This is a genomic window from Scandinavium sp. (genome assembly GCF_032012665.1).
Lineage (GTDB): Bacteria > Pseudomonadota > Gammaproteobacteria > Enterobacterales > Enterobacteriaceae > Scandinavium.
The window spans coordinates 91450-106066 of sequence record NZ_DALZVG010000003.1; the positions used below are offsets into that span (position 1 = coordinate 91450).

Annotated in this window: 12 protein-coding genes; 9 read left to right on the forward strand and 3 right to left on the reverse strand. The window is 55.3% G+C overall.

Going from position 1 to position 14617, the window contains the following annotated elements; all coding sequences use genetic code 11:
* The first annotated feature begins 15 nt into the window (after positions 1-15).
* From infB to mtr, 9 genes are all read left to right on the forward strand, one after another.
* Positions 16-2694, forward strand: coding sequence for a translation initiation factor IF-2 (gene infB, locus RTU33_RS03860; protein ID WP_312625428.1), 2679 nt, complete (start codon positions 16-18; stop codon positions 2692-2694).
* Positions 2695-2797: 103 nt separating this feature from the next.
* On the forward strand, positions 2798-3199 hold the full coding sequence (gene rbfA, locus RTU33_RS03865) for a 30S ribosome-binding factor RbfA (protein ID WP_312625429.1): 402 nt from the start codon (positions 2798-2800) through the stop codon (positions 3197-3199).
* Positions 3199-4143: a tRNA pseudouridine(55) synthase TruB gene (gene truB, locus RTU33_RS03870; RefSeq protein WP_312625431.1), complete on the forward strand. Its 945-nt coding sequence runs from the start codon at positions 3199-3201 to the stop codon at positions 4141-4143. Before rbfA ends, truB begins: the two co-directional genes overlap by 1 nt.
* Before the next feature lie 146 nt (positions 4144-4289).
* Positions 4290-4559 carry a 30S ribosomal protein S15 gene (rpsO, locus tag RTU33_RS03875; RefSeq protein WP_312625433.1) on the forward strand — a complete coding sequence of 90 codons (270 nt, stop codon included), beginning with the start codon at positions 4290-4292 and terminating at the stop codon, positions 4557-4559.
* Between the two features lie 246 nt (positions 4560-4805).
* Positions 4806-6941: a polyribonucleotide nucleotidyltransferase gene (gene pnp, locus RTU33_RS03880; protein ID WP_312625434.1), complete on the forward strand. Its 2136-nt coding sequence runs from the start codon at positions 4806-4808 to the stop codon at positions 6939-6941.
* 107 nt (positions 6942-7048) lie between these two features.
* Positions 7049-7933 carry a lipoprotein NlpI gene (gene nlpI, locus RTU33_RS03885; protein ID WP_312625435.1) on the forward strand — a complete coding sequence of 295 codons (885 nt, stop codon included), beginning with the start codon at positions 7049-7051 and terminating at the stop codon, positions 7931-7933.
* A gap of 106 nt (positions 7934-8039) precedes the next feature.
* Positions 8040-8120, forward strand: a complete 81-nt coding sequence (yrbN, locus tag RTU33_RS03890) for a protein YrbN (RefSeq protein WP_312625690.1) — start codon at positions 8040-8042, stop codon at positions 8118-8120.
* Positions 8113-10032, forward strand: coding sequence for a DEAD/DEAH family ATP-dependent RNA helicase (locus RTU33_RS03895; RefSeq protein WP_312625437.1), 1920 nt, complete (start codon positions 8113-8115; stop codon positions 10030-10032). Before yrbN ends, RTU33_RS03895 begins: the two co-directional genes overlap by 8 nt.
* A gap of 150 nt (positions 10033-10182) precedes the next feature.
* On the forward strand, positions 10183-11427 hold the full coding sequence (gene mtr, locus RTU33_RS03900) for a tryptophan permease (protein WP_312625439.1): 1245 nt from the start codon (positions 10183-10185) through the stop codon (positions 11425-11427).
* An 83-nt stretch (positions 11428-11510) separates the two neighbouring features.
* Here the strand turns inward: mtr and RTU33_RS03905 are convergent, their stop codons facing one another.
* From RTU33_RS03905 to RTU33_RS03915, 3 genes are all read right to left on the reverse strand, one after another.
* Entirely contained in the window at positions 11511-12518 is a 1008-nt protein-coding gene (locus tag RTU33_RS03905) for a luciferase-like monooxygenase (protein ID WP_312625440.1), read from the reverse strand.
* Positions 12519-12640: 122 nt separating this feature from the next.
* Positions 12641-13519, reverse strand: a complete 879-nt coding sequence (locus RTU33_RS03910) for a U32 family peptidase (RefSeq protein WP_312625442.1) — start codon at positions 13517-13519, stop codon at positions 12641-12643.
* A gap of 8 nt (positions 13520-13527) precedes the next feature.
* The gene (locus RTU33_RS03915; RefSeq protein ID WP_312625444.1) at positions 13528-14523 is read right to left on the reverse strand and encodes a peptidase U32 family protein; all 996 of its coding nucleotides are present in this window, start codon (positions 14521-14523) and stop codon (positions 13528-13530) included.
* Positions 14524-14617: the final 94 nt, after the last annotated feature.

Below are 14617 nucleotides of genomic sequence, written 5' to 3' on the forward strand. Positions count from 1 at the left end.
GCAGGAAGGAACAGCATGACAGATGTAACCGTAAAAACGCTGGCCGCAGAAATTCAGACTTCCGTGGACCGCCTGGTACAGCAATTCGCTGACGCAGGTATCCCAAAGAAAGCTGATGATTCTGTGACCGCGCAAGAAAAACAAACCTTATTGGCGCACCTGAACCGTGAACACGGCTCCGCGCCAGACAAGCTGACGCTGCAACGTAAAACCCGCAGTACCCTGAGCGTTCAGGGCACGGGTGGCAAAAGCAAATCGGTGCAGATTGAAGTCCGTAAAACGCGTACCTTTGTAAAACGTGATCCGCAGGAAGCTGACCGTCTGGCGGAAGAAGAAGCGAAGCGTGAAGCGGAAGAACAGGCCCGTCGTGAGGCTGAAGAAGCAGCCAAACGTGAGGCACAGGCAAAAGCTGAACGTGAGGCCGCAGAACAGGCGAAACGTGAATCCGCTGATAAAGCGAAACGTGACGTTGCGGAAAAAGACAAAGTGAGCAATACAGACGATATGACTAAAACCGCCCAGGCTGAGAAAGCCCGCCGTGAAGCCGAAGCCGCAGAGCTGAAGCGTAAAGCGGAAGAAGAAGCGCGCCGCAAGCTTGAAGAAGATGCGCGTCGCGTTGCGGAAGAAGCACGCCGCATGGCAGAAGAGAACGAAAAGAACGGCAATGCGAACGCTGAGCCGACTGAAGACACCAGCGACTATCACGTCACCACCTCTCAGCATGCTCGTCAGGCTGAAGATGAAAACGACCGTGAAAGTGAAGCTGGTCGTGGCCGTGGTCGTAACACCAAAGCCGCGCGTCCAGCGAAGAAAGCCAACAAACATGCTGAATCCAAAGCCGATCGCGAAGAAGCTCGCGCTTCCCTTCGTGGCGGTAAAGGTGGCAAACGTAAAGGTTCCACTCTGCAGCAGGGCTTCCAGAAGCCAGCTCAGGCCGTTAACCGTGACGTTGTGATCGGCGAAACCATCACCGTTGGCGATCTGGCTAACAAGATGGCGGTTAAAGGTTCTCAGGTCATCAAAGCGATGATGAAGCTGGGCGCAATGGCCACCATCAACCAGGTCATCGACCAGGAAACCGCACAGCTGGTTGCCGAAGAGATGGGCCACAAAGTTATCCTGCGTCGTGAAAACGAGCTGGAAGAAGCGGTAATGAGTGACCGTGATACCGGCGCTGCGGCTGAACCGCGTGCACCGGTTGTGACCATTATGGGTCACGTTGACCACGGTAAAACGTCTCTCCTCGACTACATTCGTTCAACGAAAGTGGCCTCTGGCGAAGCAGGCGGCATTACCCAGCATATCGGTGCTTATCACGTTGAGCATGCTAAAGGGATGATCACCTTCCTCGATACTCCGGGCCACGCCGCGTTTACCTCCATGCGTGCTCGTGGTGCTCAGGCGACGGATATCGTCATCCTGGTTGTTGCTGCTGACGATGGCGTGATGCCACAAACTATCGAAGCTATTCAGCACGCGAAAGCGGCGAACGTGCCTGTTGTCGTTGCGGTGAACAAAATCGATAAGCTGGAAGCCGATCCAGACCGCGTGAAGCAGGAACTGTCCCAGTACGGCATCATGCCGGAAGAGTGGGGCGGCGAGAGCCAGTTCGTCCACGTGTCTGCGAAAGCAGGTACCGGTATTGACGATCTGCTCGACGCTATCCTGCTGCAGGCTGAAGTTCTGGAGCTAAAAGCCGTTCGCAACGGCATGGCAAGCGGTGCCGTAATCGAATCCTTCCTGGATAAAGGTCGTGGTCCGGTTGCTACCGTGCTGGTTCGTGAAGGTACCCTGCACAAAGGCGACATCGTGCTGTGTGGCTTCGAGTACGGTCGCGTTCGTGCGATGCGTAACGAACTGGGTCAGGAAGTACTGGAAGCAGGTCCGTCTATTCCGGTGGAAATCCTCGGTCTGTCAGGCGTTCCGGCTGCCGGTGACGAAGTAACGGTTGTTCGTGACGAGAAGAAAGCGCGTGAAGTTGCGCTGTATCGTCAGGGCAAATTCCGTGAAGTTAAACTGGCGCGTCAGCAGAAGTCCAAGCTGGAAAACATGTTTGCCAACATGACCGAAGGCGAAGTTCACGAAGTGAACGTTGTGCTGAAAGCCGACGTACAGGGCTCTGTCGAAGCGATCTCCGATTCTCTGCTGAAGCTTTCTACTGACGAAGTGAAAGTGAAGATCATCGGTTCTGGCGTAGGTGGTATCACCGAAACCGACGCGACGCTTGCTGCGGCATCCAACGCGATTCTGGTTGGCTTCAACGTCCGTGCAGATGCCTCTGCGCGCCGCGTAATCGACGCCGAAAGCCTGGATCTGCGTTACTACTCCGTCATCTATAACCTGATCGACGAAGTGAAAGCAGCAATGAGCGGCATGCTGTCACCAGAGCTGAAACAGCAGATCATCGGTCTGGCTGAAGTGCGTGACGTGTTCAAATCGCCGAAATTTGGTGCTATCGCAGGCTGTATGGTTACCGAAGGTGTGGTCAAACGTCACAACCCAATCCGCGTCCTGCGCGACAACGTGGTTATCTATGAAGGCGAGCTGGAATCTCTGCGCCGCTTCAAAGATGATGCCAACGAAGTCCGTAACGGCATGGAATGTGGTATCGGCGTGAAGAACTACAACGACGTTCGCGTCGGCGATATGATCGAAGTGTTCGAGATCATCGAGATCCAGCGCAGCATCGATTAATCTACCGCAGATTAGTTCAGATTGTAGGCCGGGTAAGCGAGGCGCCACCCGGCATGAATTTCAAAAGGGGCTGATAGCCCCTTTTTTGTCTGGAGAATTTATTATGGCGAAAGAATTTGGTCGCCCGCAGCGCGTATCCCAGGAGCTGCAAAAAGAGATTGCTATCATCCTGCAGCGCGAAATCAAAGATCCTCGTCTGGGCCTGATGACGACCGTTTCCGGTGTGGAAGTCTCCCGCGATCTGGCATATGCCAAAGTGTTCGTGACCTTCCTGAACGATAAAGATGAAGCTGCGGTGAAAGCGGGCATCCGCGCGCTGCAGGACGCATCAGGCTTCATCCGTAGCCTGCTCGGTAAAGCAATGCGTCTGCGCATCGTGCCTGAGTTGACCTTCTTCTACGATAACTCGCTGGTAGAAGGGATGCGCATGTCTAACCTGGTGACTAACGTGGTGCGTCATGACGATGAGCGTCGTGTGAACCCGGACGACAACAAGGAGGACTGATGAGTCGTCCTCGTCGTCGTGGCCGCGACATTCATGGCGTGCTTCTGCTGGATAAACCGCAGGGGGCGTCCAGCAACGATGTGCTGCAAAAGGTGAAGCGTCTCTATAACGCTAACCGCGCCGGGCACACCGGCGCGCTGGATCCGCTGGCGACCGGTATGCTGCCGGTCTGTCTTGGCGAAGCCACCAAGTTTTCCCAGTACCTGCTGGACTCCGATAAGCGCTATCGCGTGATTGCGAAGCTTGGACAGCGTACCGATACGTCGGATGCCGATGGGCAGGTGGTGGAAGAGCGTCCGCTGACGTTCAGCGCTACCGATCTGGCGAGCGCGCTGGAAAGCTTCCGCGGCGATACCATGCAGGTGCCATCGATGTATTCGGCGCTGAAATATCAGGGTAAAAAGCTCTACGAATATGCCCGTCAGGGCATTGCTGTGCCTCGCGAAGCTCGTCCAATTACGGTGTATGAGCTGCTGTTCCTTCGCCACGAAGGTGATGAACTGGAGCTGGAGATCCACTGCTCAAAAGGGACTTACATCCGGACGATTATCGACGATCTCGGTGAAAAGCTTGGCTGCGGTGCGCATGTGATCATGCTGCGTCGTCTGGCCGTCAGCCGCTATCCGGTCGAGCGGATGGTGACGCTGGAGCATTTGCAGGCGCTGGTCGCACAGGCGGAATCTCAGGATATTCCTGCAGCACAGCTGTTGGATCCTTTGCTGATGCCCATGGACAGCCCGGCAGCCGACTTCCCGGTCGTCAATCTGCCGCTGACCTCCTCCGTTTACTTTAAAAACGGCAATCCGGTGCGTTCGGCGAACGTGCAGGTGAGTGGTCTGGTTCGCGTGACGGAAGGCGATGACGGCAAGTTTATCGGTATGGGTGAAATTGATGACGAAGGCCGCGTTGCCCCGCGTCGTCTGGTGGTTGAGTATTCGGAATAATCGCCTGCCTTGCGATAACAGGTCGCTGCGGGTAGAATATTGCCGCTTAACGCCTGAACAAAGGCCAGCCTGCGTCAGTGCGTTAATCCTGGGGTCGCTGAATTAGAGATCGGCACCCTTTTTCCTATTTTATTCTGGAGTTTAAAATGTCTCTAAGCGTTGAAGCTAAAGCAAAAATCGTTTCCGAGTTTGGTCGTGGTTCTAACGACAGCGGTTCTACCGAAGTTCAGGTTGCACTGCTGACCGCTCAGATCAACCACCTGCAGGGTCACTTCTCTGAGCACAAAAAAGATCACCACAGCCGTCGTGGTCTGCTGCGTATGGTTTCTCAGCGTCGTAAACTGCTCGACTACCTGAAACGTAAAGATGTAGCACGCTACACTGCGCTGATCGAGCGTCTGGGTCTGCGTCGCTAATTCTGGCGAGTTTCAGAAAGAGGGGCCTTTATGGCCCCTTTTTTCAACCAGATGGCAGCAATCAGGCTGAAACTCATGTATTGTTTGTATTGATGCGATAAATGATCTTCATTGCAGAGTTTCGCGCGACTAATGACAGCCTTACCAGTCGTTAAGGCTGTCATTAGTCGCGAGGATGCAAGAGGATCGGTTCTCTGAGCGGTGCATTCGCTAATGCGCGCTCACCATTTTGAAAGGATAAAAATTTTGCTGAATCCGATCGTTCGTAAATTCCAGTATGGCCAGCACACGGTCACTCTGGAAACCGGCATGATGGCACGTCAGGCGACGGCTGCCGTTATGGTTAGCATGGATGACACTGCGGTCTTCGTGACCGTTGTTGGTCAGAAAAAAGCGAAACCAGGCCAGGACTTCTTCCCTCTGACCGTTAACTACCAGGAGCGTACCTACGCTGCCGGTAAAATCCCGGGTGGTTTCTTCCGTCGTGAAGGCCGTCCAAGCGAAGGCGAAACCCTGATCGCGCGTCTGATTGACCGCCCGGTTCGCCCGCTGTTCCCGGAAGGCTTCGTTAACGAAGTTCAGGTTATCGCGACCGTTGTTTCCGTAAACCCACAGGTTAACCCGGATATCGTGGCAATGATCGGTGCATCCGCTGCGCTGTCGCTGTCCGGTATTCCATTCAACGGCCCAATTGGTGCCGCTCGCGTTGGTTACATCAACGACCAGTACGTGCTGAACCCAACCCAGGAAGAGCTGAAAACCAGCAAACTGGATCTGGTTGTTGCCGGTACTGAAGCCGCTGTGCTGATGGTTGAATCCGAAGCAGAGCTGCTGAGCGAAGATCAGATGCTGGGCGCTGTGGTGTTCGGTCACGAGCAGCAGCAGGTTGTTATTCAGAACATCAACGACCTGGTGAAAGAAGCCGGTAAACCACGTTGGGACTGGCAGCCAGAAGCCGTTAACGAAGCGCTGAATGCACGCGTTTCTGAACTGGCTAAAGCACGTCTGAGCGATGCTTACCGCATCACCGACAAGCAGGAGCGTTATGCCCAGGTTGATGCTATCAAATCTGAAGTCATCGCGACTCTGGTTGCAGAAGACGAATCGCTGGACGCAAACGAGTTGAGCGACATCCTGCACGACATCGAGAAAAATGCCGTTCGTAGCCGCGTACTGGCTGGCGAACCGCGTATCGATGGCCGTGAAAAAGACATGATCCGTGGTCTGGACGTGCGCACTGGCGTACTGCCGCGTACTCACGGTTCCGCGCTGTTCACCCGTGGCGAAACTCAGGCGCTGGTAACGGCAACTCTGGGTACGGCGCGTGACGCACAGAACATCGACGAACTGATGGGCGAGCGTACTGACAGCTTCCTGTTCCACTACAACTTCCCTCCGTACTCCGTAGGCGAAACCGGCATGGTCGGTTCTCCGAAGCGTCGTGAAATTGGTCACGGTCGTCTGGCGAAGCGCGGCGTGCTGGCAGTCATGCCAACCACCGAAGAATTCCCGTACACCGTACGTGTGGTTTCTGAAATTACCGAATCCAATGGTTCTTCCTCCATGGCTTCCGTATGCGGTGCTTCTCTGGCACTGATGGACGCAGGCGTGCCGGTGAAATCTGCCGTTGCAGGTATCGCAATGGGTCTGGTGAAAGAAGGCGACAACTTCGTTGTGCTGTCTGACATCCTCGGTGATGAAGATCACCTGGGCGATATGGACTTCAAAGTAGCGGGCTCCCGCGACGGTATCTCTGCGCTGCAGATGGATATCAAAATTGAAGGTATCACCAAGGAGATCATGCAGGTTGCTCTGAATCAGGCTAAAGGTGCGCGTCTGCATATCCTGGGCGTGATGGAACAGGCAATCAACGCACCGCGTGGCGATATCTCTGAGTTCGCACCGCGTATCCACACGATTAAGATCAGCCCAGATAAGATCAAAGATGTTATCGGTAAAGGCGGTTCTGTGATCCGTGCGCTGACGGAAGAAACTGGCACCACCATCGAAATCGAAGATGACGGTACCGTTAAAATCGCAGCGACCGACGGTGACAAAGCGGCCTACGCCATTCGCCGTATTGAAGAGATCACTGCTGAAATCGAAGTGGGTCGTATCTACAACGGTAAAGTGACTCGCATCGTCGACTTCGGTGCATTCGTGGCGATCGGTGGCGGTAAAGAAGGTCTGGTTCATATCTCTCAGATCGCCGATAAGCGCGTAGAGAAAGTGACTGACTATCTGCAGATGGGCCAGGAAGTACCGGTGAAAGTTCTGGAAGTTGATCGTCAGGGCCGCGTACGTCTGAGCATTAAAGAAGCGACCGAGCAGACTCAGCCTGCGGCCGCGCCGGAAGCACCGGCAGCGGAACAGGGCGAGTAAGGTTGCCGTTAGCCCTCCGCCGTTGCGGAGGGCGTATCCCGGGCAGGACGCTTGTTAGCAGCCGGGGAACAGGACGTTCATCCAATTGTTGTCTTCGGGAGTGGGAAATGAAGCCTTTTTTGCGCTGGTGTTTCGTTGCGACAGCACTCACGCTGGCAGGATGCAGCAACTCTGCCTGGCGTAAGAGTGAAGTTCTGGCGGTACCATTGCAACCGACTTTACAGCAGGAAGTGATTCTGGCCCGTATGGAACAGATTCTTGCCAGTCGGGCTTTAACCGATGATGAACGCGCACAGCTTTTATATGAGCGCGGAGTGTTGTATGATAGTCTCGGTTTGAGGGCACTGGCGCGTAACGATTTTTCGCAAGCGCTGGCTATCAGACCCGATATGCCTGAAGTATTCAATTACTTAGGCATTTATTTAACGCAGGCAGGCAATTTTGATGCTGCCTATGAAGCGTTTGATTCTGTACTTGAGCTTGATCCAACTTACAATTACGCATACTTAAATCGCGGCATCGCATTGTATTACGGTGGTCGTGATAAGTTAGCGCAAGATGATCTGCTGGCGTTTTATCAAGACGATCCCAATGATCCTTTCCGTAGTCTGTGGCTTTACATCGTTGAGCAGAAGCTCGATGAGAAGCAGGCTGTTGTAGCGCTTAAGCAGCGCTTCGAAAAATCGGACAAAGAGCAATGGGGATGGAACATTGTCGAGTTCTACCTCGGTAACATTAGCGAAGCAACGCTGATGGACAGACTGAAGGCAGACGCAACGGATAACACCTCGCTCGCTGAGCATCTCAGTGAAACAAACTTCTATTTAGGTAAGTACTACCTAAGTCTGGGGGACAAGGACAGCGCTGCGGCACTGTTCAAACTGGCGGTTGCTAACAACGTTCATAACTTCGTTGAGCACCGATACGCATTGTTGGAATTAGCGCTCTTGGGCCAGGAGCAAGATGACCTGGCAGAATCGGACCAGCAATAGCTGACGAACAAATCAGCCCATAATCTTTTTTGATTGCCATCACCTTCACGGGTGAGGGCTTTATTGTTCGTTAATCCACCTAATTTGAGCCGGTTCACACTTTTCAATGAAAATGACCCTAAGTTTTCACGATGAGTTATGTAGACTGGCCGCCATTGATTTTGAGGCACACGTACTACATGGCTGAATTCGAAACCACTTTTGCAGATCTGGGCCTGAAGGCTCCTATCCTTGAAGCCCTTACCGATCTGGGTTACGAAAAACCATCTCCAATCCAGGCTGAGTGTATTCCTCACCTGCTGGGTGGCCGCGACGTTCTGGGTATGGCCCAGACCGGCAGCGGGAAAACTGCAGCGTTCTCTCTTCCGCTGCTCAACAATCTTGATCCTGAGCTGAAAGCACCACAGATTCTGGTGCTGGCACCGACCCGCGAACTGGCGGTACAGGTTGCTGAAGCGATGACGGATTTCTCCAAACACATGCGCGGCGTAAACGTGGTTGCCCTTTACGGTGGCCAGCGTTATGACGTGCAGTTACGCGCTCTGCGTCAGGGCCCACAGATCGTCGTCGGTACGCCGGGTCGTCTGCTGGATCACCTGAAACGCGGCACTCTGGACCTCTCTAAGCTGAGCGGTCTGGTTCTGGATGAAGCTGACGAAATGCTGCGCATGGGCTTCATCGAAGACGTAGAAACCATTATGGCGGAGATCCCGGAAGGTCATCAGACCGCGCTGTTCTCCGCAACGATGCCGGAAGCTATCCGTCGCATTACCCGTCGCTTCATGAAAGAGCCGCAGGAAGTTCGCATTCAATCCAGCGTAACGACCCGCCCTGACATCAGCCAGAGCTACTGGACCGTCTGGGGCATGCGTAAGAACGAAGCGCTGGTGCGTTTCCTGGAAGCAGAAGATTTTGACGCGGCGATTATCTTCGTTCGTACCAAAAATGCGACCCTGGAAGTGGCTGAAGCGCTGGAGCGCAGCGGTTACAACAGCGCCGCGCTGAACGGTGACATGAACCAGTCCCTGCGTGAGCAGACTCTGGATCGCCTGAAAGACGGTCGTCTGGACATCCTGATCGCGACCGACGTTGCGGCTCGTGGCCTGGACGTTGAGCGTATCAGCCTGGTGGTTAACTACGATATCCCTATGGATACCGAGTCTTACGTTCACCGTATCGGTCGTACCGGTCGTGCGGGTCGTGCTGGCCGTGCGCTGCTGTTCGTTGAGAACCGCGAGCGTCGTCTGCTGCGCAACATCGAACGTCTGATGAAGCTGACCATTCCTGAAGTCGAACTGCCAAACGCAGAACTGCTGGGCAAACGTCGTCTGGAAAAATTCGCGGCCAAAGTACAGCAGCAGCTGGAAAGCAGCGATCTGGATCAGTACCGTAACCTGCTGACCAAAATGCAGCCGGAAGGGTCTGAAGGCGAACTGGATATGGAAACTCTGGCCGCAGCATTGCTGAAAATGGCCCAGGGCGAACGTACCCTGATCGTTCCACCAGATGCGCCGATGCGTCCTAAGCGTGAATTCCGCGATCGTGACGATCGTTTCGAACGTCGTGGAGACCGTAACGACCGTAACGATCGTGGTCCGCGTGGCGATCGTAACGGTGAAGATCGTCCGCGTCGCGAACGTCGTGACGTGGGCGATATGCAGCTGTATCGCATTGAAGTGGGTCGTGATGACGGTGTTGAAGTACGTCACATCGTTGGTGCTATCGCGAACGAAGGTGACATCAGCAGCCGTTATATCGGCAACATCAAGCTGTTCGGCACCCACTCTACGATCGAACTGCCGAAAGGCATGCCGGGCGAAGTACTGCAGCACTTCACGCGTACCCGCATCCTGAACAAGCCGATGAACATGCAGCTGCTGGGTGATGCACAGCCTCACAGCGGCGGTGAGCGTCGTGGCGGTAACGGTGGTCGTGGCTTTGGCGGTGAGCGTCGTGAAGGCGGTCGCGGTGAAGGTCGTCGCTTCAGCGGTGAACGCCGTGAAGGTGGCGCAGGCCGTTTCAGCGGTGAGCGTCGCGAAGGTGGTCGTGCACCACGTCGTGATGATGCGCCAGTACGTCGTCGTCCGACTGAAGCGTAATTGCCCGATAAAAAACTACGTTTGCTGACGTAAAGTAAACGATACAGCCCCGGTTATAGTTATCGGGGCTTTTTTTATTCCAATTGTACTCGTGTACTGGTACAGTGCTTCGCGTAAACAGGCAGCACGATTTTTCAGGAGAGCAGTAACATGGCGACACTCACTACCACAGCCACCCGGCCATCATTGATTGGCGGAGTGGTGATCATCGGCGGCACCATTATCGGGGCAGGCATGTTCTCGCTGCCGGTGGTCATGTCCGGGGCGTGGTTCTTCTGGTCGCTGGCGGCGCTGGTATTTACCTGGTTTTGTATGCTGCACTCCGGGCTGATGATCCTTGAGGCTAACCTTAACTACCGCACAGGTTCGAGCTTTGACACTATCACCAAAGATCTGCTGGGCAAGCGCTGGAACCTGATTAACGGCCTGTCGATCGCCTTTGTGCTCTATATCCTGACCTATGCCTATATCTCGGCGAGCGGCTCGATCCTGCACCACACGTTCAGTGAAATGTCGCTGAATGTTCCGCCGCGCCTTGCCGGTTTTGGTTTTGCCCTGCTGGTGGCCTTTGTTGTGTGGCTCAGTACTAAAGCGGTCAGCCGCATGACGGCGATTGTGCTGGGGGCGAAAGTGATCACTTTCTTCCTGACGTTTGGCAGCCTGCTCGGCCACGTTGAAGCACCCACGCTGTTCAACGTCGCGCAGCAGAACACCTCGTATCTGCCTTATCTGCTGATGACGCTGCCGTTCTGCCTGGCATCCTTCGGCTACCACGGCAACGTGCCGAGCCTGATGAAGTATTACGGCAAAGACCCGCAGACCATCGTGAAGTGCCTGGTCTACGGTACGCTACTGGCGCTCGGTCTGTACGTTGTCTGGCTGCTGGGTACGATGGGGAATATCCCTCGTCCTGAATTTATCGGCATCGCCCAGAAGGGCGGCAACATTGACGTGCTGGTACAGGCGCTGAGCGGTGTTCTGAACAGCCGCAGCCTGGATCTGCTGCTGGTTGTGTTCTCTAACTTTGCGGTGGCCAGCTCTTTCCTTGGCGTGACGCTTGGCCTGTTCGACTACCTGGCCGATCTGTTCAAGTTTGATGATTCGGGATTGGGACGTTTTAAGACGGCGTTACTGACCTTCGCGCCGCCAATCGCTGGCGGCCTGCTGTGGCCAAATGGGTTCCTGTACGCGATTGGTTATGCAGGCCTCGCGGCAACCATCTGGGCGGCAATCGTTCCGGCACTGCTGGCACGTAAATCCCGCAAGCGCTTTGGCAGCCCGCAGTTCCGCGTCTGGGGCGGCAAACCGATGATTGCGCTGATCCTGGTCTTTGGTATCGGCAATGCGGTAGTGCATTTCCTGTCGAGCTTTAACCTGTTGCCGGTTTATCAGTAACCAAAATGCCCGGTGGCGCTACGCTTACCGGGCCTACAGCATCCAACAGGCCGGATAAGGCGTAGCCGCCATCCGGCAAAAAATTACCCCACTAATTCTTCTTTCACCTGCATCGCCAGATCGAATGAATGCAAGCGCGCCTGATGATCGAAGATCTGCCCGTTAACCATGATTTCGTCCGCCTGCGTTTCACGCAACACTGACTCAAGCCCGTGGCGAATCTTCGCTTTATCACCCACCAGCGACATACCGAGCGCGTTATCGACGCCGTATTTTTCAGAGGGCGACCAGAACTGATCCATATTCTGAATCGGCGGCGGCAGCTGCGAGGTTTCACCGCGACGTAAATTCGTAAACGCCTGCTGCATGGAAGTAAAAAGGAATTCCGCGTCGCGGTTGCTGTCGGCGGCGATGATATTGATGCACACCATCGCATAAGGTTTTGCCAGGCGCTCAGAGGGTTTGAACTGCGTGCGGTAGAGATGCAGCGCCTGGAACAGCATGTCCGGCGCGAAGTGAGAGGCGAAGGCAAACGGCAGACCGAGCTGAGCGGCAAGCTGGGCGCTGTACAGGCTCGAGCCCAACAGCCATACCGGAATTTTTTCACCATAGCCCGGCACCGGGCGCACCTGCGGGTGCGGGTCACGGGCATCAAACCAGTCAACCAGTTCCGCCACATCGCGTGGGAAGTTATCAATATCGCCGCCCATATGGCGACGCAGTGCGCGCATGGTCGGCTGATCGCTGCCCGGCGCGCGGCCTAAGCCCAAATCGATACGGCCAGGATAGAGCGTGTTCAGCGTACCGAACTGCTCAGCAATCACCAGCGGGGAGTGGTTAGGCAGCATTACGCCGCCCGAGCCCAGATGCAGCGTCGTGGTATTGGCGGCCAGATAGCCAATCAGCACGGAGGTGGCGGCGCTGGCGATCCCGGTCATGTTGTGGTGTTCGGCTAACCAGTAGCGATGATAGCTGCCCTTCTCGGCGAGGCGGGCGAGATCGAGCGAATGAGAAAAGGCTTCTTTTGCGGAAGAACCCTGGGGGATCGGTGCCAGATCGAGCACCGAAAACGCAATTTGTTTGTCAGTCATAACGGCTCACTTTGTCATCGGCATATTTTTTAATAGTGCATTAAAAAATGATAACCGTAGTTAACAAAGTGAGCTTTATAAAATGGCTAACGGGCAGAAAATGCCTGATGGAGCTGCGCTTATCAGGCCTGTAATTCCAGCCCAGCCAGACGCTTCCAGTAGCCGTTACAGTCGCTGTGCGCTTCCAGGGCGAGCGGGGCTGCGCCGTTTTCATTAGCGCGGAAGGCGTCGATCATGGCGAACGTCTCCATCCCGAGCGGTGACAGGCGCACCATATCCACCAGTCCCTGCATCGATTTGAGCTCGTTGCCAAGGTTATAGACGTAGCCGCTCATGGTCTGAATGCCGTTCAGCACAAACACCTGCTGGTTTTCCTGCGACAGCATATCGCGCCCGTTCGGGTACTTGATGCAGCAGGTTTCACACTCGTCCTTCGGTTTATCTTCCGAACGCGCGGTGAAACAGCGGGCAGAATACGCGAGCGGCAGATGGCCATAGCTCAGTACTTCGACCTCAAACTTATCGCGGATCCCCAGCGCTTCGCACTGCTGGAGTAAATTCACCAGCCAGTCGCGGGAAAGCTCCACCGGCATGCACCAGCGCATCATGCCCTGCTTTTGCAGCAGGCGGAGCGTGACCGCGTTGTAGCAGTTCAGCGCATGACCGGCGACGAAGGGCAGCTTGCGATCGGCGCACAGGTTCACTACCCCAAGATCGCTGGCTTCCAGCAGGAAATCACCGTTGTCGACGTAGCGCTTCAGCTCGTTAAGTTCAGACGATGCCTGCACCAGCGCCAGCGTTGAAATGACGACCTGTTTGCCGCTGCCCGCAAGCGACTTTGCCATCTCCAGCCAGTCGCCCACTTTGGTGGAGCGGCGCTTGCTGCACACCGCTTCACCGAGGTAAATCGTGTCGGCGCTGCTCTGAGCCGCCTGCTGGTAGAAATCCTCCAGCGTCTCTTTTGACCAGTAGTAAAGGACTGGTCCCAATGAATATTTCATCGTATTCCTTACTGCCACTTGCGGTGGTAGGCTCCAAGCGTGGTCTGGGTGCCTTCGGACATGGCGCCGAGCGCCTCCATCCAGGCGGGCTGCGGCACGAAGTTTTGCGGATTGGCCATGCAGCGGTCGATGGCCTGACGCCACACTTTCGTCACCTGGCTGACGTACGCCGGGCTACGCTGGCGGCCTTCGATTTTCACCGAGGCGATGTTGGCAGCAAGCAGTTCCGGCAGCAGCTCCAGCGTGTTGAGGCTGGTCGGTTCTTCCAGTGCGTGATAGCGCTCGCCGTCCACCAGATAGCGGCCTTTACACAGGGTTGGATAGCCTGCGTTCTCGCCGTCCTGATAGCGGTCAATCAGCACGTCGTTCAGGCGTGACTCCAGGCCCTGAGGCGTTTGCTGCCAGCGAACATACTTCGCCGGGGAACATGCCCCCACGGTATTCGGCGACTCCCCCGTTAAATAAGAGGAGAGATAGCAGCGGCCTTCAGCCATAATGCACAGGCTGCCGAAAGCAAAAACTTCCAGCGGAACTGGCGTGGTGCGCGCGAGTTGCTTAACCTGATGAATAGAAAGTACGCGCGGCAGCACAACGCGAGCCACGTCAAAGTGACGATGATAGAAGCGAACGGCCTCTTCATTGGTGGCCGAAGCCTGAACGGAAACGTGACGCTCGATGTGTGGGTAGCGCTCGGCGGCATATTCAAGCATCGCGATGTCGGCAAGAATCAGCGCATCGGCGCCGAGCTGAGCGGCCATATCCACCGCGCGCTGCCAGCGGGCGTAGCCGTCCGGGTGAGCGAACGTATTAATGGCAATATGCAGCTTGCGGCGATGCTGGTGAACAAAATTGACCGCTTCCTGCAGTTTTTTTTCGGTAAAGTTCAGACCGGCAAAATGGCGGGCGTTGGTATCATCTTTCAGTCCGATATACACCGCATCGGCACCGTTTTCGATGGCCGCCTTAAGCGCCGGGAGGTTTCCGGCAGGACAGAGCAGCTCCATAATGTTTCCTGAAAGCAGCGACCCAAGGGCCGCGATTGTTAACGAACGAGGATTTTAGTTAACCTCTCGTCGACAATTTTTGATTTGAGGCAGT

Bases quoted from the DNA above. Each gene is read 5' to 3' on its own strand.
- infB (WP_312625428.1), top strand. From the start codon at position 16: ATGACAGATGTAACCGTAAAAACGCTGGCCGCAGAAATTCAGACTTCC.
- rbfA (WP_312625429.1), top strand. From the start codon at position 2,798: ATGGCGAAAGAATTTGGTCGCCCGCAGCGCGTATCCCAGGAGCTGCAA.
- truB (WP_312625431.1), top strand. From the start codon at position 3,199: ATGAGTCGTCCTCGTCGTCGTGGCCGCGACATTCATGGCGTGCTTCTG.
- rpsO (WP_312625433.1), top strand. From the start codon at position 4,290: ATGTCTCTAAGCGTTGAAGCTAAAGCAAAAATCGTTTCCGAGTTTGGT.
- nlpI (WP_312625435.1), top strand. From the start codon at position 7,049: ATGAAGCCTTTTTTGCGCTGGTGTTTCGTTGCGACAGCACTCACGCTG.
- yrbN (WP_312625690.1), top strand. From the start codon at position 8,040: ATGAAAATGACCCTAAGTTTTCACGATGAGTTATGTAGACTGGCCGCC.
- RTU33_RS03895 (WP_312625437.1), top strand. From the start codon at position 8,113: ATGGCTGAATTCGAAACCACTTTTGCAGATCTGGGCCTGAAGGCTCCT.
- mtr (WP_312625439.1), top strand. From the start codon at position 10,183: ATGGCGACACTCACTACCACAGCCACCCGGCCATCATTGATTGGCGGA.
- RTU33_RS03905 (WP_312625440.1), bottom strand. From the start codon at position 12,518: ATGACTGACAAACAAATTGCGTTTTCGGTGCTCGATCTGGCACCGATC.
- RTU33_RS03910 (WP_312625442.1), bottom strand. From the start codon at position 13,519: ATGAAATATTCATTGGGACCAGTCCTTTACTACTGGTCAAAAGAGACG.
- RTU33_RS03915 (WP_312625444.1), bottom strand. From the start codon at position 14,523: ATGGAGCTGCTCTGTCCTGCCGGAAACCTCCCGGCGCTTAAGGCGGCC.